Origin of the sequence: Pedobacter lithocola (assembly GCF_042650845.1) — a bacterium.
Lineage (GTDB): Bacteria > Bacteroidota > Bacteroidia > Sphingobacteriales > Sphingobacteriaceae > Pedobacter > Pedobacter lithocola.
The window spans coordinates 353,741-374,403 of the sequence record NZ_JBHSBW010000016.1; the positions used below are offsets into that span (position 1 = coordinate 353,741).

The 20,663-nt window shown below is 35.0% G+C and carries 14 protein-coding genes; 9 read left to right on the plus strand and 5 right to left on the minus strand.

Annotation, left to right across the window (positions count from 1 at the left end; genetic code table 11):
* Positions 1-221: 221 nt before the first annotated feature.
* Together ACFOWA_RS19655 and ACFOWA_RS19660 are read right to left on the minus strand one after the other, a co-directional pair.
* Entirely contained in the window at positions 222-563 is a 342-nt protein-coding gene (locus ACFOWA_RS19655) for a helix-turn-helix domain-containing protein (RefSeq protein WP_378988607.1), read from the minus strand.
* Between the two features lie 73 nt (positions 564-636).
* On the minus strand, positions 637-1,869 hold the full coding sequence (locus tag ACFOWA_RS19660; RefSeq protein WP_378988609.1) for a tyrosine-type recombinase/integrase: 1,233 nt from the start codon (positions 1,867-1,869) through the stop codon (positions 637-639).
* Positions 1,870-2,367: 498 nt separating this feature from the next.
* On the opposite strand from ACFOWA_RS19660, the gene ACFOWA_RS19665 reads away from it, so the two are divergent.
* A complete protein-coding gene (locus tag ACFOWA_RS19665; protein ID WP_378988611.1) occupies positions 2,368-3,855 on the plus strand; it encodes a glycoside hydrolase family 32 protein in 1,488 nt (495 codons plus the stop codon).
* A 49-nt stretch (positions 3,856-3,904) separates the two neighbouring features.
* Here ACFOWA_RS19665 and ACFOWA_RS19670 read toward each other — a convergent pair whose 3' ends face one another.
* The 3 genes from ACFOWA_RS19670 to ACFOWA_RS19680 form a co-directional block, all read right to left on the minus strand.
* The gene (locus ACFOWA_RS19670; RefSeq protein ID WP_378988613.1) at positions 3,905-4,480 is read right to left on the minus strand and encodes a hypothetical protein; all 576 of its coding nucleotides are present in this window, start codon (positions 4,478-4,480) and stop codon (positions 3,905-3,907) included.
* A 125-nt stretch (positions 4,481-4,605) separates the two neighbouring features.
* A complete protein-coding gene (dinB, locus tag ACFOWA_RS19675) occupies positions 4,606-5,706 on the minus strand; it encodes a DNA polymerase IV (protein ID WP_378988615.1) in 1,101 nt (366 codons plus the stop codon).
* 153 nt (positions 5,707-5,859) lie between these two features.
* Positions 5,860-6,219: a response regulator gene (locus ACFOWA_RS19680; RefSeq protein ID WP_378988617.1), complete on the minus strand. Its 360-nt coding sequence runs from the start codon at positions 6,217-6,219 to the stop codon at positions 5,860-5,862.
* A 285-nt stretch (positions 6,220-6,504) separates the two neighbouring features.
* Here ACFOWA_RS19680 and ACFOWA_RS19685 point away from each other — a divergent pair, with 285 nt between their 5' ends.
* The 8 genes from ACFOWA_RS19685 to ACFOWA_RS19720 all read left to right on the plus strand — a co-directional run bounded on the left by ACFOWA_RS19685 (position 6,505) and on the right by ACFOWA_RS19720 (position 20,642).
* Positions 6,505-7,530 carry a LacI family DNA-binding transcriptional regulator gene (locus ACFOWA_RS19685; protein ID WP_378988619.1) on the plus strand — a complete coding sequence of 342 codons (1,026 nt, stop codon included), beginning with the start codon at positions 6,505-6,507 and terminating at the stop codon, positions 7,528-7,530.
* A 423-nt stretch (positions 7,531-7,953) separates the two neighbouring features.
* The gene (locus ACFOWA_RS19690) at positions 7,954-10,905 is read left to right on the plus strand and encodes a SusC/RagA family TonB-linked outer membrane protein (protein WP_378988621.1); all 2,952 of its coding nucleotides are present in this window, start codon (positions 7,954-7,956) and stop codon (positions 10,903-10,905) included.
* Positions 10,906-10,917: 12 nt separating this feature from the next.
* Positions 10,918-12,501: a RagB/SusD family nutrient uptake outer membrane protein gene (locus ACFOWA_RS19695; protein ID WP_378988623.1), complete on the plus strand. Its 1,584-nt coding sequence runs from the start codon at positions 10,918-10,920 to the stop codon at positions 12,499-12,501.
* A gap of 19 nt (positions 12,502-12,520) precedes the next feature.
* Positions 12,521-13,522 (plus strand): SusE domain-containing protein, encoded by a 1,002-nt coding sequence (locus tag ACFOWA_RS19700; RefSeq protein ID WP_378988625.1) that lies wholly within the window; start codon positions 12,521-12,523, stop codon positions 13,520-13,522.
* 192 nt (positions 13,523-13,714) lie between these two features.
* Entirely contained in the window at positions 13,715-15,559 is a 1,845-nt protein-coding gene (locus ACFOWA_RS19705) for a glycoside hydrolase family 13 protein (RefSeq protein WP_378988627.1), read from the plus strand.
* Between the two features lie 168 nt (positions 15,560-15,727).
* Positions 15,728-16,408 carry a beta-phosphoglucomutase gene (pgmB, locus tag ACFOWA_RS19710; protein WP_378988629.1) on the plus strand — a complete coding sequence of 227 codons (681 nt, stop codon included), beginning with the start codon at positions 15,728-15,730 and terminating at the stop codon, positions 16,406-16,408.
* A gap of 74 nt (positions 16,409-16,482) precedes the next feature.
* Entirely contained in the window at positions 16,483-18,801 is a 2,319-nt protein-coding gene (locus ACFOWA_RS19715) for a glycoside hydrolase family 65 protein (RefSeq protein WP_378988631.1), read from the plus strand.
* The gene (locus tag ACFOWA_RS19720; RefSeq protein WP_378988633.1) at positions 18,798-20,642 is read left to right on the plus strand and encodes an alpha-amylase family protein; all 1,845 of its coding nucleotides are present in this window, start codon (positions 18,798-18,800) and stop codon (positions 20,640-20,642) included. Before ACFOWA_RS19715 ends, ACFOWA_RS19720 begins: the two co-directional genes overlap by 4 nt.
* The last annotated feature ends 21 nt before the right edge of the window (positions 20,643-20,663 follow it).

Sequence of the window (20,663 nt, forward strand, 5' to 3'; positions counted from 1 at the left end):
TAAGAAAATCTTACATTCCAATTTTTTTTTGATATTTTTTATTTGGTCTAAGGAAATCATCAATTAAAATGAGTAAAAATCCATTATCTTTTTATCATAGATGATATAAGTAATGCAACAAAGTACAATTTTATAAATAGAAGTGAGGTGTACGGCTATTTCAAAACACTAAGCATCTAATATGTTTAATAAATTCATTTAGCAATAGGATGGATAACATATTATTTTTTGGGATGAAGTTTTAAAAACGCTGTTTCTACTCCATTGACAATCTCAGAGTTTGTTTCTTTTTTACCAGAATTAATCCACTCCAATAATTCCAACCTAGAAAAATAAAGTCTTTTCCCTTTCTTGATATAGGGAATTTCCTTCAAGCTCACTTTGCTATATAATGTTGGAACTGCTAGCGTAATAAGTTCTGATGCTTGCTGAATATTCAGCAAATCTTTTTCAGAAGGATTATTGCTTATTTTTAAGTCTGTAAGCATTTTCTCTATCGACAAAAGCTTCTCGTAAAGCGTTACTACAGCATCAGGCAATTGATCAAAAGTAAGATGTTTCATAAATTCATATTATAAAACAAAGATTGCACCTAGCTTTATTATACTTGTAATATAACCTTGGTTATAACCCTATCTAACCAAAATCTAATAACTTTTCTGCCATTTGTTTTTTTACTGTGGTCTCAAATCCTGCCCAATAATTTTGGGTGGTCACAATAGTAGTATGCCCTAATGCTTCCTGTGCAAACTCCAATCCTAACTCTCGTGTTACTCTTGTTGTAAATGAATGCCGAGCATACATTGTTCCAAGATTAAATTCAATTCCTACCGATATGGCAAGCTTTTTCATGTGTTGGTTCACAAACCTGATAAAGTTTTGGTTGATGCGGTGCCTTTCCTTGGCCGACATACCAACCTCAAAAATTGGGAAGATATAATCATTGTTATTACCATTTTTCCTACCATATTTTTTAATAAAACTCTTTATGCTTGGAGTGATAGGAACCACAATGGGCGTAGGATCTTCTTTAGTAGTATTTCGGGTTTTATACCTGATAAATGAAAAATAACTGCCTGCCAAATTCTTGAATTTAAGCTCAGCAATATCTCTAAAATTCATTCCATTACATTGATAGCTGAAGAACCAAAAAGCTCTCGCCTTTTCCACATTGAGATCATCCACCTCAATTGTAAATAGAGATTTCATCACATCTTTTTCAATATTTTTTTTGATGTTTTTTCCAGTTGGGATTTTATACTTTTTAAATGGATATAAATCTGGATTAATATCGCCATTTGCTATAGCATCATTGTAAAGCTTTCTCAAAGGTCTCAAATAGATTCCTACGCTTGTTCTGCTTAGCTCTCTATCCACCATCCATCGCTCGTACTTTTCAAGAAATTCAGGTGTTATTTGTTCAAATTTTAAAACCGATATTGGATTACCCTTACCTGTATTTGCGAAAGATAAGATAGAATTCATACTACAACGAAAATTGGAAGCATACCCAATCTGCTCATTTCCTTCTAAATCATTAATTCGCTCGCAGTAATGGTCTATTACATTAGTAATACTGTCTTTGTTCCTGAACAATGCCCGTTCAAATTTTTGGAAGGAAAAAAACTTATTAGCATTTGCGGCTTCAATCCCCTTTGCTTCAATTGCCTTTAAACTGATCTGGATTTCTTTAAACCTTCCTCTTGGTGATTTTTCATGATAACTATGATCAAATTCTTCAATAGTTAGGAAAATGCCAGTTTCATATAATTTGGCAGTGCCAAAATAGGCTCGTAATTTGACAGGAAATTTCCCGTCTTCCAGCTCTCTTCTCGTATCGTGGTACAGTGATATTATTGCTTTCTTCATTTTGATAAAAGGTAAATTTTGGACTTTTCATTTGCACACGATTTGCACAAAAAGCCTCGAAATAGTGCAAAATCCTTCAAAACAAAGATAACCAAAAAAATCGTAAGTGTTTGATAAACAGAGTAATTATAGATATATATAGACATCGCAAAACACCAGTTTTTGACTGTTAATCAGAGGGTCGCTGGTTCGAGCCCAGCAGAGGGAGCAAAACCCTTTACATTTTGTAAAGGGTTTTTGTTTTTTAGCTGATTTTTATAAAAGCAACTTATATTAGTTCATTCTAAGCCATCCCTACGGCGAAAATAACATCATCTTGAATTAAAGGAGATTTTTTAATACCTTAAGATGATTTAATTACACGATAAATTTGCTGCGAGAATAATTTTTCTTAGGAGAAAAATAAATGTCTTATTTTTTGCAATCATATTTTGTGAATTTTTTTTCATACCTATTGATACTATACGAATACTAAGTTAAACCTGATTAAACTATAATATGAACACTGTTAAATTGATGATTTTTATAATGTTACTGGGGCTGAATACCAATAAACTTTCCGCTCAAGATTTTAGACCAAAGTTTCATTTTTCGCCAAAAGCCCATTGGATGAACGATCCCAATGGGATGATTTATCACAATGGCATTTATCATTTGTTTTATCAATATTATCCAAACGATACAAAATGGGGACCTATGCATTGGGGGCATGCTACCAGTAAGGATTTATTTAACTGGAAGGAAAAACCGATTGCGCTATACCCAGATAGTTTAGGGATGATTTTTTCGGGTAGTGCAGTTGTGGATGAAAATAATACTGCCGGATTTGGTAAAAACGCAATGGTGGCAATTTTTACGCACCATAACGCAGAAATTGAAAAAGCAAAAACAGGCTTTTACGAATATCAAAGCATTGCTTATAGTACAGATAATGGAGATACGTGGACGAAATACAAAGGCAACCCTGTATTACCAAACCCAGGAATTACCGATTTTAGAGACCCTAAAGTAATGTGGTTTGAAAAAGATAAAAAATGGATAATGACCCTTGCTACTAAAGATCGTGTTACATTTTATTCATCTACCAATTTAAAGGAATGGAAAAAGGAAAGTGAATTTGGCAACAATATTGGTGCCCACGGTGGCGTTTGGGAATGCCCTGATCTTTTCCCTTTAGAAGTAAATGGCGAAACAAAATGGGTGCTGTTGGTAAGCATTAATCCTGGTGGGCCAAATGGAGGTTCGGCAACTCAATATTTTACTGGTAGTTTTAACGGAGAAACTTTTATTCCTGATTCTGATAGACAAAAATGGGTAGATTATGGAACCGACAATTATGCTGGTATAACATGGTCTAACACCGGTAAACGAAAAATTTTTATTGGCTGGATGAATAACTGGCAATATGCAGATCTGGTTCCTACAAAAGAATGGAGAGGCGCTACAACATTGCCCCGCGAATTGGGATTAACTAAAGTTAAGGATGAATTTTATCTAACATCAACTCCAGTAAAGGAAATGTTAGCCCTGATAAAGCCTGTAGGAAAGACAAAGATTTTATCAACAGAAAAAAACCTTAACCTATCAGAAACTGTAAAATCATTAAAAGGATGTTTTAAACTTAGTTTAACTTTCGATGCATCTGAAAGTTTCTCAATTAATTTAAGTAACAACAAAGGCGAAAAATTAATAGTTGGTTATGATAAGCTTGGCAATTACTTTATCGATAGAACTAAAGCAGGCATTTCTAATTTTGAAAAGGGATTTGCCAGGAAGCACATTGCACCAAGAATTTCTAAATCTAAAGTGGGAAAGATAACAATAGTATTAGATGCTGCATCTTTGGAACTTTTTGCTGATGAAGGTCTTACCAGCATGACAGATACATTTTTCCCTAAATCACCATTGAGTAAATTGGAAATTATTAAAGGTGGTAAAAAGCCAATAACTGAAATTGCTATATCAAGTATATCGGTGCGTAAATGATAAGCTGAGCTTTTTTAATACATTGCTTTAGGCTTTCAAATTTTCTAGGTCAATCATCTGCATAGATGGCTGTAAATTTTGAAAGCCCTACGCTCAAATAACTTAAATACTCTAAAGAAAGAATTAAGGCGCCAGAAAGATATGGTTCGAAACTTTTTGGCTTTACAATTTGAAGGATATTTCTTTTACTAAAATAATGGTCTTCGCAAAAGAGATTGAAGAGATCGAATCTACTTTCGAGATTGTTTGTGGCTAAAATGAATGCTGCGGTTTCTCCGGTTGGAATAAAACAATTGCATTTGGTATCGCAAACACCTCCAAATTCGGTAAAGTTCTTATCTAGATTTTTATTTTTTATTAAAAAAACATCAAGCATTTGTGGACGAATGTGTGGTGCTAAACTCAGTAATAAAACAATCCTTTCGGCTATACTGGTTTGGTCTCGCTTTAATACTTCTGCGTAAAAAGATTCATCGGTAGTAATATCCGGAGGTGGAATATCGTAAATGCTTTGGTAAGGAGTTTCCTGCTCAAAATACAATTTCATGCTGGTATCAATAACTTCAGATAGCCAGTTTAACTCACGAGTTAAAGCATGAGCGTTTTTTTTAATGATGCCTTTCATGAAAGCTTGTTTTAATTCCTCAATTAAGTTAAGAACTTTTAATCATTTAAACTATACTTAAATTTTAGTATGGATTTGGATGAATGATAAATCAGCAGATTAATCTGCGCAAATATCTATTGTACTTAAAATTCAAACTCCAACTGATTATTGTCTGCCTTTTCAATTGGCAAATCATCATAAAATCTGGAAAGCGTAATGCCTAACAACCTAACTTTTAATAAACCTAAACCTGCTTCGGTTAGTAATTTAATAGCTTCATTGTAAATGTTTGATGCTTCATTTATTGGGTTTACAAAAGAACGGCTTCTTGTTATCTGCCTAAAATCTTCAAACTTAATTTTAAGTGTAATGGTTTTTCCTTTTAGCTTGTGCTTATCTAACCGAGTGGCAACTGTTACGCTTATTTGTTGTAACAATGCATGCAGTACGGCATCATCACTTGTATCTTCAGATAGCGTATCTTCTGCACCTACCGATTTGGTTTCGCGGTGTGCTTGTACTGGTCGTTCATCAATTCCTCTAACAACTTTGTAGTAAAACTTTCCTGATTTGCCAAATTGTGCTAATAGTTGTGCTTCTGTTAACTTTTTTAAGTCGGCCCCGGTATTAATTTGCATCGCTTTCATTCTTGCGGCAGTTACTTTACCAACGCCGAAAAATTTCTCAACCGGAAGTTTTTCCATAAAAGCTTTAATCCTCGATGGACCAATAAAAGTCAGCCCATCAGGCTTATTCATATCAGATGCAATTTTTGCTACAAATTTATTTACCGATACGCCTGCAGAAGCGGTTAAATTTAGTTCGGTTTTAATAGCATCTTTTATGGATTGAGCAATATCTATTGCAGAACCGATACCTAATTTATCTTCTGTTACATCGAGATAGGCTTCGTCTAAAGAAAGTGGCTCGATGATATCTGTATAGCGATGGAAAATTTCTCTAATGCTCTTAGAAGCCTCAGAATAGGCATCAAACCGTGGGTAAACAAATATTGCTGTTGGGCATAGTTGATAAGCTTTGCTGCATGACATGGCTGAACGAATACCATATTGCCTGGCCTCATAGCTTGCTGTAGCTACAACGCCTCTGCTATCAGGTTTTCCACCTACTACTACTGGTTTACCACGGTATTCAGGAAAATCTCTTTGCTCTACAGATGCATAAAATGCATCCATATCAATATGAATAATTTTTCTTAATACGTTTGCTGTTTCTTCAGACATTTAATCATCTAAAATTCCGAATTTTTATCTTCAAAATTTAAAAAGATTTATTTCTTTACAAAATAAGGGGCTCTAATCTGGAGATGTTGAGTATAAAGATATACTTAAGGAGAAATTTAATAGCAGAATAAAATCTTCAGATGAAAAAAGAAATTAGTTTAATAGATGCGTAACCTTATTTAGTAGGGAATCCATTTCGAAGGGTTTTTCCATAAAATCGTTGGCTCCGGCATCAAGCGCAGATTGCTTAATATCACGACTGGCAGATATCATCAAAATTGGTATTTCTTTAAAATCTGGGTCGCTTTTCAACTGTCGGCAAATGTCTCTACCATCATGGCCACTCATCCAGATATCCAATAAAATTAAATCAGGTCTTTTTTTTACGGCTTCAAAAACTGCAGCACCATCATAGGTGAAGTCAACCTCATAGACCATCACTTGTAGAATCATTGTAACGGCATCAACTATTCCTTCATCATCATCTGCTATAAGTATTCGTTTATTTTCCATCCGTTTATTCCCAATACCAAATCTTACTACGGGATTGCAGTTTTGAGCTTTGATTTTTTTGTGATACCTTAATAATAGAATAAAATCCTATTTTGTTTTATAAATATAGATTATTTTTTTGCTTATAGCCTAAAGCTATACTTTTCAATTCGTAATGATTAGTTTCCCATTTATTTAAGATGTAATATTAATCTGTATTATTGATTTTCATAAGTCAATATTCATTTAGAATTTTATTATTTTATATTTACAGCTTCTTTATCTAACAATAAGGTTTTACAATTAATGGACAGTATTAATATTAAGAAATTAGCTGAAGCCCTAAATTTATCTACATCTACAATTTCGAGAGCATTTAGAGATAACAGCGATATTAATGCTGCTACTAAAACACTTATTTTAGAAAAGGCAAAAGAATTAAACTATCAGCCCAATCACTACGCAAGTAACCTGCGTGAACAAAAAAGTAAAACCATTGCTGTAATTGTTCCTGAATTGGCAAATAACTATTTTTCGCAAGCAATTCATGGAATAGAGCGTGTTGCCCGAGAAAATGGATACCATATTTTGATTTATGTAACAGATGATGATTACAAGAAAGAAGTAAACTTCATACGGCATTTACATAATGGTCGTGCTGATGGGATTATCATGTCGGTATCTGGCGAGGCTAACGATCATAATTACCTTAACAAATTTGGCACTAAACGTTTGCCTTTGGTATTTTTTGATAGAATTTACGAAGACATTGAAACCCCTAGAGTAATAACCAACGATTATAAAAGCAGCTTTTTGGCTACAGAACATTTAATTGAACAGGGATGTAAACGCGTAGGTTATTTAGTAGTAAACAAAAGTTTATCAATTGGTAAAACCCGTATGCAGGGTTATATTGACGCCTTAGCAAAACATAATCTTGTTTTTGATGAGCAATTGATTGTAGATTGTAGCAACAGTTATGAAGAAAACAGCGTGATTATTAAAAATGCTTTAACCCAATTAAAGCCCGATGGCTTTTTTGCATCGGTTGAGCGTTTGGCGTTTGCAACTTATTATGCCTGCTATGATTTAAATATTTCTATACCGGAAGATTTAAAAATCATTAGTTTTTCGAGTTTAGAAATAGCGCCATTATTAAACCCATCATTAACTACAATCACCCAACCTGCAATAGAAATTGGAACCGAATCTGCTAACCTTTTATTTAAAATTTTAGATGCAGGACCAGACGTAAATCTCCCTTCGGAAGTGGTTTTAGAGTCTAAAATTATCATGCGTAATTCTACGTCAAAATCACCTCAAAAACCATAAATTTTCTAGTCATTTTTTAAGCTATTTTTCATCAAAAAAATTCGTGACTTAGTGTATTTTAGGCAGAATTTCTTGCGTCTATCGGGAACGTTCCCGAAATTTATTCCTAAATTCTCTAAGAATCATCGGGAACGTTCCCGAAAAAACATCAAAAAATGGCTTAGTGTAATAATTACACTTTAAAATCAAATTTTATGTTTATAAAAATATGATTATCAGTTAGTTAAAATTTAATCTATTGATGTATGTTAATCAAAAAATCTTTAAAGTATATGATTTTTTGATACAAATTATATGATGCAAAACTGCTAAAAATATATTTTTTAAATAAATTTTGAATTCCCATTAAGTGCTGTAAATTAGGCCTATGTGTAATTCACTATAATATTTAACCAAATTTTTATACTTAAACGAGCTTCGAATATGAAAGTATTTTACCTGCTAAAACAGGGGCTTTTAGTGCTATTAGTTTTTACAGCATTAATCGTAAAAGCACAAACCGGGTCTGTATCCGGTACCGTGCTTGATGAAACCGGCCAACCATTACCTGGTGCTTCCATTTTAGTTAAAGGAACAACCAGAAGTACATCTACGGATGGAAACGGTAACTTCAAATTGACAGGATTAACAAATGGTTCTTTAACCTTATCTGCCAGTTTTATCGGTTACCAAACTTTAGAAAAAGCAGTAAATGTAACTGCAAATGCAACAGCTAATTTCCAATTAGCTCCCGATGCACAAAAATTAAATGAAGTTGTAGTTATCGGTTACGGTACTGCCGAAAAGAAAAACCTAACAGGTTCTATTACAACAGTTGGATCGAAAGATTTCCAAAAAGGTACCATTACCACTCCAGAACAATTGATTCAAGGTAAAGTAGCGGGTGTAAACATTATTTCTGGTGGCGGTGCTCCAGGGGGTGGTAGTACAATCCGTATTCGTGGTGGTGCTTCACTAAATGCAAGTAACGATCCTTTAATCGTTGTAGATGGTGTTCCTTTTAGTGGTAATAGTATTGGTAATGCACCAAGTCCTTTATCATTAATAAATCCGAACGATATTGAAACCTTTACAGTATTAAAAGATGCGAATGCAACTGCAATTTATGGTTCAAGAGCATCAAATGGTGTAATTTTAATTACAACTAAAAAAGGTGGTTCCGGTGCTCCTGTAATTAATTTCAGTACCAATAACTCTATAGGTACAGTTGCGAAAAAAGTAGATGTATTATCTGCAGATGAAGTTCGTGCTTATGTTAATGCAAATGGTACTGCTGCTCAAAAGGCTTTATTAGGTACTGCAAGTACAGATTGGCAAGATGAAATTTATCGTACTGCATTTACAACTGATAATAACTTAAGCATTTCAGGTTCATTTAAAGGTGTTCCATACCGTGTTTCGGGTGGTTATTTAGATCAACAAGGTGTAGTTATCAGAAGTGATTTAAAAAGAGCAACTGGTGCAATTACCATCTCACCAAAATTATTTACCGACCATTTAAAAATCGATTTAAACCTAAAGGGTTCATTAACAGAATCGCAATATCCTAATGATGCGATTGGTGCGGCAGTTCAATTTGATCCAACCAAACCGGTTTATGCTGCCAATCAATTTGGTGGTTATTACGAATGGATAAATGGTACTGTTCCAAATCCAAATGCACCTCGTAATCCTGTAGGTTTAATTGAGTTACAAGATAACCAAGGTAATGCAGCTAGAAGTTTTGGTAACGCAAGATTTGATTACTCCTTCCACTTTTTACCAGAATTACATGCTAACTTAAACTTAGGTTATGATGTATCTAAAGGTTATGGTGCAACACGTGTTCCGATTTTTGCAGCACAAAGCGCTTCTACTAGTGGTTTTTACGGAAACAGACAGAATATAGAGAAAAATACATTTTCTGAGTTTTATTTAAATTACGCAAAAAACGTTGAAAGTATTAAGAGTAGGTTTGATGTAACAGCTGGTTACGGTTATTACGATATCGCTCAAACAAATTTCAACTATAATACGTATAGAGGAACTGGCGAATTATTAACTACTCCTGTATTCCCATTCTCGATTGAGCAAAATAAATTGCTTTCATACTACGGAAGGTTTACTTATACTTTTAATGATAAATACATTTTGCAAGGTACCATGCGTGCTGATGCATCATCTAAGTTTGCTGAAGAAAACCGTTGGGGTTATTTCCCATCTGGAGGTTTTACCTGGAGAATTATTGGTGAAGATTTCTTGAAAGACAGTAAAGTAGTATCTGACTTAAAATTAAGATTAAGTTATGGTGAAACTGGTAATAAAGATGGTATAGGAAACTATGATTATTTATCAAAATATTACGCAAACAGCAATAATGGTCAGTACCAGGTAGGAAATACTTTTTATAACTACTACAGTCCGGCGGGGTACGACCCTGATTTGAAATGGGAAACAACTACAACTTATAACGCCGGTTTAGATTACGGTTTTATGAAAGGCAGATTATACGGTAGTGTAGATGCTTACTTTAAGAAAACTAAAGATTTATTAAGTACAATTAACATCCCGGTAGGTACCAACTTTAGCAACCTTTTAACAACAAACGTTGGTAATATGGAAGTTAAAGGTATTGAGGCAAGCTTAAATTTTGTAGCGATACAAAAGGAAAACATTACCTGGGATTTTGGTTTCAATATGGCTTACAACAAAAGAAAAATTACCAATTTGACTTTAAATCCTGATCCAGGATCTAAAGTTAGTGCTGGTGATATTACAGGTGGAACTGGTGTAACACTAAAATACAACGCTGTAAATCAAATACCAGGAGCATATTTTGTTTACAAACAAGTTTACAATGCTAGCGGTGCACCAATTGAAGGTGTTTATGCAGATTTGAATAGTGATGGTGTTATCAATACAAACGATCAGTATTTCTATAAATCTCCAGACCCGAACTTTACTTTTGGTTTCAATACTTCATTCACGTATAAAAAATGGACGGCAAGTACTGTTTTAAGAGCTAACCTTGGAAATTATGTTTATGATAACGTATCATCTAACTTCGGTATCAAAAATAACGTATTAAGTACGCAAGGAATTTTAAATAACTCTAGTAGAGATATTTACAATACAGGTTTCCAAAACAATCAGTTTTTAAGCGATTACTACATCAAAAACGCATCTTTCTTAAAAATGGATAATGTTGGTTTAGCTTATAACGTTGGTAAGCTTTCTCAAAATGGTAATACAACATTGCGTATTTCTGCAAACTGTCAGAATGTATTTGTCGTATCTAATTTCAAAGGCGTTGATCCTGAATTAATCTCTGGTATAGATTACAATCTTTACCCGAGACCAAGAACATTCACTTTAGGTTTAAATGTTGGTTTTTAATAATAAATAAAAATGAAAAATTCATTTAAAACAATACTGGCATCAGCTGTTTTACTGCTGTCATTAAATTCATGTAAAAAAGAAGATTTAAATTTAACACCAACGAATGATGTTACTGCACCGACAGTTTATGCTACACCTGCAGGTTACAAAAATAGTTTAGTTAAATTATACGCAACTTATGCATTAACTAGTCCAACTGGCTCAGATAATAGTGATGTTGGTGGTTTAAATGCGGGCTTTGCAGATTTCTTAAGATTATTCTGGACATCGCAAGAGTTAACTACTGATGAAGCGATTTGTGCTTGGGGTGATACCGGAATTCCAGAATTAGATTATTCTACCCCTAATGTTGATAATCAATTTTTAAGAGGACTTTACTCTAGAAGTTTACTTCAAATTACTTTCGTTAATGAATTTCTTCGCGAAAGTACACCAGAAAAGTTAGCAGAACGTAACATTACAGGTGCTGATGCTACCAACATTCAGCGTTACCGTGCTGAAGCTCGTTTCTTACGTGCTTACCAGTATTGGGTACTGATTGATGCCTTTGGTAATCCACCTTTTGTAACAGAAAACGATGCTATAGGTAAAGTTGCTCCTCAGCAAATTAAAAGAGCAGCATTATTCGCTTACATCGAATCAGAATTGAAAGCAATTGAAACTGATTTAGCAGAACCTCGTACAAACGAATACGGTCGTGCTGATAAAGGTGCTGCTTGGGCATTATTAGCCAGGTTATATTTAAATGCACAAGTTTACTCAGGCACTGCCAAATACACTGAAGCAATTACCTATTCTAGTAAGGTTATCAGTGCAGGTTATGCATTAAAGGCAAATTATATGGATTTATTTAAATCTGATAATAACATAAACAATCCTGAAACTATCTTAAGTATTAACTATGATGCTGTAAATGGTACAAACTATGGTGGTACAACTTTCTTGGTTAATGCAGCCCTTAATGGAGATATGAATCCATCAACTTATGGTGTGCCAAACGGTGGCTGGGGTGGTAACAGAACCCGTGCTAATTTACCGGCATTATTTCCTGATCCAAATGGTACTTTAGATAAACGCGGTGTTTTCTTCGGTACTAAAGCTGCTGTTGATGAAATTGGTGTATTTACAGATGGTTTGCGTGTTACTAAATTTAAAAATGTTACCTCAACAGGTTCAACACTGCCAAGTCTTAACGGAGTTTTCAGCTCATTAGATTTTCCAATTTTCCGTTTGGCTGAGCAGTATTTAATTTATGGTGAAGCAGTATTGCGTGGTGGTACTGGTGGTACAACGGCTCAAGCTTTAACGTATGTAAATGCTTTGCGTGCACGTGCTTATGGAAATGCTTCTGGTAACGTTTCTGTACTTACAACAGACTTTTTCTTAGATGAGCGTGGTCGTGAGTTATATTGGGAAGGTCACCGCCGTACAGATTTAGTGCGTTACGGTAAATACACAGATGCAAGTTATTTATGGCCATTTAAAGGTGGTGTTAAAGCTGGTACAGGTCTGCCTACATTCCGTAACTTATTCCCATTGCCAACTGCAGATTTAATTGCAAATCCGAATTTGGTTCAAAACACAGGTTATTAATCTTAATATTTTAATATATATGAAATCATTAATTTTAAAATCCATGGCGTTAAGCTTAATAGCTGTGTCGTTATGGTCGTGCAAAAAAGATGAAACTAAAGCTATTGCAACTTCTGGCACAGGAGGTGCTTTGCAAACTTCTGCAACGTCAGTTGTTTTAGATAAATCAAAACTAACTACAAACGTTATTACCTTCACGCTTAATGATGCAAGTTTCGGCTACCAAGCAGCTGTTTCTAATGTGTTACAATTAGCTGTTAAAGGGACTAATTTTGCAACGCCTAAAGAAGCGATTTTAGATGCTAAAGCAGTAACTAAAGCTTACAATGGGTTAGATTTTAACAATCTATTGCTATCATTGGGTATCCCAACAACTTCTAATACAGATATTGAGATTAGAGTTAAAGCCTCAATTTCTAACAACACTGCTCCTGTTTATAGTAATGTTGTAACCGTTAGTGCGAAACCTTTCCCGTTAACTGCTTGGATTTATGTTCCAGGTAATTATCAAGGATGGAATCCTGCCACAGCAGATAGTTTAATTTCTGCAACTGGTAATGGTGTCTACACAGGTGTAATTGCTTTTGATGGTGATAAATTTAAAATCACTCCTGCCAAGAAATGGGATATTGCTTATGGCGATGCCGGAGGTGGTAAGATTAGCACATCTGGTGCTGATATCAATTCTGTAACTAAAGGAGCAAAGCAGTTGACAGTTGATTTAAATGCAAATACTTTTACTTTAACACCACTTGTTTGGTCTATTATTGGTAACGCTGTTCCAGGTAGTAACTGGTCTGTTGATACTGACATGAAATTTATCAATGATGGAAACAATACCTGGACAATCACAACGCCGCTTACTGCAGGTGAACTTAAATTCAGGTTAAACCATGATTGGGGAACCAGTATTGGCGATGGTGCAAATAACGTTGTTATTGCAAGTGCTGGTACTTATAAACTTACTTTAAAATTAAATGCCGACGGTAAAACCGGCAGTTTTACAGCTGTAAAACAATAATAATTTATACCCTACAAAGGCAATTGCTTTTGTAGGGTATTTTTAAATAGAGCATATTCTTTTGCTCAAAGAACTTTAGTTTCTTCACTATTATCCAAATAAATTATTCAAATTATCTTACATAAAATTAGGATGCTGATTTTATGTAACCATCCACCAATACCATTTTCATTTTACATCCGGTACCTCAACATGAAAAAATTATATTTTATTTTAATAATTCTTCTAACAGGTTTTAATTTATTTGCCCAAAAGTTAGAACGTGTAGAACCTATGTTTTGGTTTACTGAAATGCACAACCCAAAGCTGCAATTGCTTGTGCATGGCGAGAATATTGCTACTTGTACAATTACACTATCTTATCCTGGCGTAAAGTTAGTTAAGGTAAATAAAGTTGAAAATCCTAATTACCTGTTTATAGATTTAGAACTATCTAAATCAGCTAAGCCAGGCAAATTCCCAATAAATTTTTCTGCCAATGGCAAAAAGCTATTTTCTTATACCTACGAATTAAAAAACCGCAATAAAAGTCCCGAAAGAATTCAAGGCGTTACTCAAAAAGATTTCATTTATTTATTGATGCCCGATAGGTTTTCTAACGGCGATAAAAGTAATGATGTAGTGCAAGGATTAACTGAAACTGCATTAAATCGGGATAGTATGTATTATCGTCATGGTGGTGATATTCAGGGCGTAATCAATCATTTAAATTACCTGAGAGATTTGGGCGTAACTACTGTTTGGATGACTCCAGAAGTGGAAAACGATATGGCAAAAGCCTCATATCACGGTTATGCTGTTACCGACCATTACAAAATAGATCCTCGATATGGTACCAATGAACTATATAAAAAATATGTAGAAACTGCTCATGCAAAAGGCATGAAGGTTATTAAAGATATTGTACACAATCATGTTGGTACCAACCATTGGTTTTACAAAGATTTACCAATGAAAAGCTGGCTAAATCAATGGCCAAAATTTACACAAACCAGCTACCGCGATCAAACGGTGATGGATATTCATGCTTCAGAAGCAGATCGTAAACAAATGCTAGATGGTTGGTTTGTTTCATCAATGCCCGATTTAAATCAGCGTAATCCGTTTGTTCAAAACTATTTAACGCAAAACCACATTTGGTGGATTGAATATGCTGGGATTGACGGTTTGCGTTTAGATACTTACGGCTACAATGACCCCATTTACATGGCGGATTGGGCGCTGAAAGTACAGGCAGAGTTTCCTCGTCTTTCAGTTTTTGGCGAAACCTTAGTAACCGCAGTTCCTAACCAGGCATTTTTTACAGGTGGAAATACAGTTAATCGCGGTTTTGATACACACTTACAAGGCATAACCGATGCTACATTAAAAGATGCAATTTACGAAGGTATCAACGGGAAAAACGGATGGGTAGATGGAATAAATCGCTTGTATGCTACTTTGGCTCACGATTTTCTTTATAAAAACCCAAACACCAACTGTATCTTTTTAGATAATCATGATATGAGTCGCTTCTATTCAGTAGTGGGCGAAGATTTTGATAAGTATAAAATGGGTTTATCCATACTATTAACCATGCGTGGCATTCCGGAGATGTATTATGGAACCGAAATTTTAATGAAAAACTTTTCTAATCCGGATGGTTTAATTCGTTCAGATTTTCCTGGCGGATGGGATGGCGATAAGAAAGATAAATTTATCGCTGATGGAAGAACCAACAAAGAAAATGAGGCTTTTACTTTTGTTAAAACCTTGGCCAATTACCGAAAAAATAGTCCTGCTTTACAAACCGGCAAATTGATGCAGTTTGTTCCGCAAGATGATCTTTATGTTTATTTCCGTTATAATAACTCAGCCAAAGGTTCGGTTATGGTAATTGTAAACAATACCGATAAGGATAAAAATTTAAATACCGAGCGGTTTTCTGAACGCACAAGTGGAATAACTACAGCAAAAAATGTAATTTCAGGTGAGAATTTATCGTTTAAAGAAATTAAAGTGCCTGCTAAAACAACTTTAGTTTTAGAGTTAAATTAATTAGCAACTAAGTGTCCATTATTGGTGGTTATGTTCAATATTGAACAACCATTAAAATTTATTGAATCGTAATAAGTTTATTATAAGCTGTTTAAAGATATTTATTTAGTTGGCATCAGTTTGGTTTATTTTTAGAAAAATTAATTTGATGACATTATAAAAAAAACAATGCAAGATACATCACAGATATTACCTCCATCATCCTCAATTAAAGCTTGCCTTTTCGATTTAGATGGTGTGCTTGTAGATACGGCAGTTTACCACTATCAAGCCTGGAAACGTTTAGCAAATACCATGGGTTTCGATTTTACTGAAGAACAAAATGAGCAGCTAAAAGGTGTAAGCCGGGTAGAAAGTTTGAACAAAATTTTAGCATGGGGCGGTGTAGAGAAAACAGAGAGCGAAAAGGATGAATTGGCTACCTTAAAAAATAGCTGGTATGTAGAAATGATTACCAAAATGACACCTGATGAAGTTTTGCCAGGTACAGTTGATTTTTTAACAGCCATCCAAAAGGCAGGTTATAAATCGGCATTAGGTTCTGCAAGTAAAAACTCAGGAATTATTTTAGAACGCACCAATCTTGCTCATTTTTTTGATGAAATAGTTGATGGAAATATGGTAACTAAATCCAAACCAGATCCTGAAGTATTTCTTAAAGGTGCCGAACTTTTAGGATTTCAGCCAGATGAATGCGTAGTTTTTGAAGATGCAGTTGCTGGTGTAGAAGCTGCAAAACGTGGTGGCATGAAGGCCATCGGCGTTGGCGAAAAAAGTGTACTTACCCAAGCCGATGTGGTGGTAAGTGGTTTAGATAAATTAACAGTAGAAGATTTAGAAAAGTTATAAGAGAGGTTTAAGGTGTAGGGTTTAAGGTTTAGGGTCATGTCTCAAATCTCAAATCTCACTACTCAATACTAATTATGAAGAATTACATTAAGGCAGATGAGTGGAATATTATCGAAGAAGGCTTTGATCCACATTTAAATAAAATTTCAGAAAGTATTTTCAGTTTGGGGAATGGCCGAATGGGGCAACGAGCCAATTTTGAAGAAACTTACACTGGCGAAACTTTACCAGGAAATTATGTCGCTGGCGTATATTATCCAGATAAAACCCGTGTTGGATGGTGGAAAAATGGCTATCCAGAATATTTTGCAAAGGTTTTAAATGCTGCAAATTGGGTGGGTATTGAAGTAAAAATTGATGATGAGGTTCTAGATTTAGCAACGGCTGAAGTAAGTGATTTCAAAAGGGTATTAAATATGCATGCCGGTATTTTGGAACGTACTTTTACGGCAAAGCTTAAAAATGGCAAAACGGTAAAGGTAAAATCAACCCGCTTTTGCAGTATTGCCGATGATGAGGTCGGTGCAATTCGTTATAGCATCACGCCATTAGATTTCGATGGAAAATTAACTTTAATGCCATTTATTGATGGTGATGTTAAAAATCAGGATAGCAATTACGACGAAAAATTTTGGACAATGGTTGCTGACGAAATTTCTGGAACAGAAGCTCACATTAAACTCAGGACCAAGAAAACCGAATTTGAAGTTTGTACAGGAAGCAACATCGAGCTTTATAAAAACGCAGAAAAACTAGAAATTAATTCAGAAGAAGTTCGAAAGGAAAAATTCGTTGGGCAAACATTTTCGCTTGATATAAAAGCTAATGAAGAAATTACGCTAATTAAAATTGCTGCTAATTTATCTTCAGAAAATTATCCGAAAGAAGAACTTTTAAAGCAAACCAAATCTGTTATCGCGAAAGCAACAGCAAAGGGTTTTGATACTTTATTAAAAGAACAAGCGGAAACCTGGGCAACTAAATGGGAAGAAAGTGATATCGTTATCGAAGGCGATGTTTCTGCTCAGCAAGCTATTCGTTTTAATATTTTTCAACTTTTCCAAACCTACACGGGTAAAGATGATAGGTTAAATATTGGTCCGAAAGGCTTTACAGGCGAGAAATATGGCGGATCAACCTATTGGGATACTGAAGCTTATTGTGTCCCTTTTTACCTGGCGACTGCACCACAAGAGGTTAGCAAAAACTTATTGATTTATCGCCACAAACAATTGGGCAAAGCGATTGAAAATGCAGCGAAACTAGGTTTTAAGGATGGTGCTGCATTGTACCCAATGGTTACCATGAATGGCGAAGAATGCCACAACGAATGGGAAATTACTTTCGAGGAGATACACCGTAATGGCGCAATTGCTTTTGCAATTTACAATTATGTGCGTTACACTGCAGATGAAAGTTATTTATCAGATTATGGTTTAGAGGTATTAATTGCCATTGCCCGTTTCTGGAAACAACGTGTAAACTGGAGTAGCGATAAGCAGCAATATGTAATGCTTGGCGTTACTGGTCCGAATGAGTACGAAAACAATATAAACAACAACTGGTACACCAATTTATTAGCAACATGGTGTATGAAATATACCACCGAAGCTGCTGAAATCGTTAAAAACCAACAACCAGAAAAATATTCGAGCTTACTAAAAAGCTTAAATTTCGATGATAAGGAGTTTGCAGATTGGGCAGATATTATCGAGAAAATGTATTTTCCTCAGGATGAAAAATTGGGGATATTCTTACAGCAAGATGGATATTTAGATAAGGAACAAATTCTGGTTAAAGATTTACCTGCAAGCGAGCGACCAATAAACCAGAAATGGAGTTGGGATAGAATTTTACGTTCATGCTTTATCAAACAGGCCGATGTTTTACAAGGGTTATACTTCTTCGAGGAAGATTATGATTTAGATACTTTGAAACGAAATTTTGATTTTTATGAACCACGCACCGTTCATGAAAGTTCTTTATCGCCTTGCGTACATAGCATTTTAGCCGCAAAATTAAACGATGAAGCTCGTGCTTACGAATTTTATTTACGCACTGCCCGTTTAGATTTGGACGATTACAATAACGATACAGAAGATGGTTTACACATCACTTCGATGGCAGGAACCTGGATGAGTGTTGTTGAGGGTTTCGCTGGTATGCGTGTTCGTGATGGTAAGCTGCACTTTAGCCCTTTTATTCCCGAAAAATGGAAATCTTTTTCGTTTACAATTGGTTTTAGAGGAGCAACATTGAAAGTTAACATTACAGAAAATGGCATCAGCATAAAAAATAATGCTGCTGTAGATTTAGAAATCGGCATCAAAAATCAAATTTATAAATTGGCTGGTCACTCAGAAATTGAAGTAAATAACGCGGAGTTGGTATGATTGGAAGGGTAGAATGTAAAATGGAAGATGTATTAAATTATGCCTCGGCTTCCCGTCATTTTGAGGAACGAAGCAACCTTAATGCGATAGTTTCATTAGGTATATTTTTTATTTTATTATTTTCAACACCATCATTCGCACAAAAAAACAGTAACAGCATGAACGATAAACAAATCGTTATTTACCAATTATTGCCTCGTTTATTTGGCAATAAAAATACCGCAAATATTCCTTACGGTACCATTGAGCAAAATGGTTCGGGTAAGTTTAATGATATTAACGATAAGGCTTTGGATGGAATTAAAGAACTCCATGCAAACTACGTTTGGTACACGGGCGTAATTGCGCATGCAAGTTTAACCGATTATTCCAAGCATGGAATAAAGGTTGATGATGCCGATGTAGTTAAAGGCAGGGCCGGTTCTCCTTACGCCATTCGCGATTATTATGATGTAAATCCTGATTTAGCCGTAGATGTTAAAAACAGGATGAAGGAGTTTGAGGACTTGGTGAAACGAACCCATGCTAAAAACCTTAAAGTTTTAATTGATTTTGTACCTAACCACGTAGCCAGAGGTTATCATTCTTATGCGAAACCAAAAAGTGTTGTAGATTTTGGTGCGAATGATGATGTTACTAAAGGCTTTAGTCCGGCAAATGATTTCTATTATATTCCTGGTCAGAAGTTTTTAGTGCCACAGCATGAGCCCAAGCAAACGCCGCTTTCCGCCTTGCAGGATGGAAAATTTGATGAAAATCCGGCCAAGGCGACGGGAAATAATTCATTTGTAGCGCAACCAAAATATGATGATTGGTATGAAACCATCAAACTAAATTATGGTGTAGATTATCTAAACGGAGAAAAAAAATATTTTGACCCAATACCACCCGTGTGGACTAAAATGCAAGACATTTTAATTTTCTGGGCTAAAAAAGGTGTTGATGGTTTTCGTTGCGATATGGCTGAAATGGTTCCAATTGCTTTTTGGAATTGGGTTATTCCGCAGGTAAAAAAAGTAAATCCTGATATTATTTTCCTGGGAGAAGCTTATAATCCACATGTTTATAAGCAATATCTTGATGAAGGTAAATTTGATTATCTGTACGATAAAGTGGGTTTATATGATGGATTGAAACGATTGATCAGAAATGAACCACATGCCGATGTAAAAGACATTCGTTATGTGTGGCAAACTGAAAGCGCTGGTTTTGGAAATAAAATGCTACGTTTTTTAGAAAATCATGATGAAGAACGCATTGCATCTGAAGGCTTTGCTGGCCATGCTGAACTGGCTTTACCGGCAATGGTTGTTTCAGCAACTTTGGGCTCTGGTCCGGTTATGCTTTATTTCGGACAAGAAGTTGGTGAGCCAGGCAAAGGTGCTGAAGGTTACGGGGGAGATGATAACCGAACTACAATATTTGATTATTGGGGTGTTCCAAGTCATCAGAAATGGATGAACAATGGCGCTTTTGATGGAAGAGGTTTAAATGAAAACCAGCTGAAATTGAGGGCTTATTATCAGCAATTATTAAAGGTAACCACGAAAAGTGATGCCATTATTCATGGTGATATTTATGATGTTCCCCAAACAGGCAACATGAATAATCGCATGTATGCTTTTATCCGCTATTCGGGCAAACAGCGTTTATTGGTTGTGGTAAATTTCGACCGCTCTCAAAGTTTGGAAGCTAACATCGAAATTCCTGACCAAATTTTAAAAGTTAAATCTTCATCGCCAGTTACCGATTTGCTGACGGATAGAAAATTAAACATCCCTGCAGGTACAAGTATTCCTGTAAAACTTGATCCGGTTTCGGCACAAGTAATAGAATTTTAGAAGAATAAGAAAGAATTTACC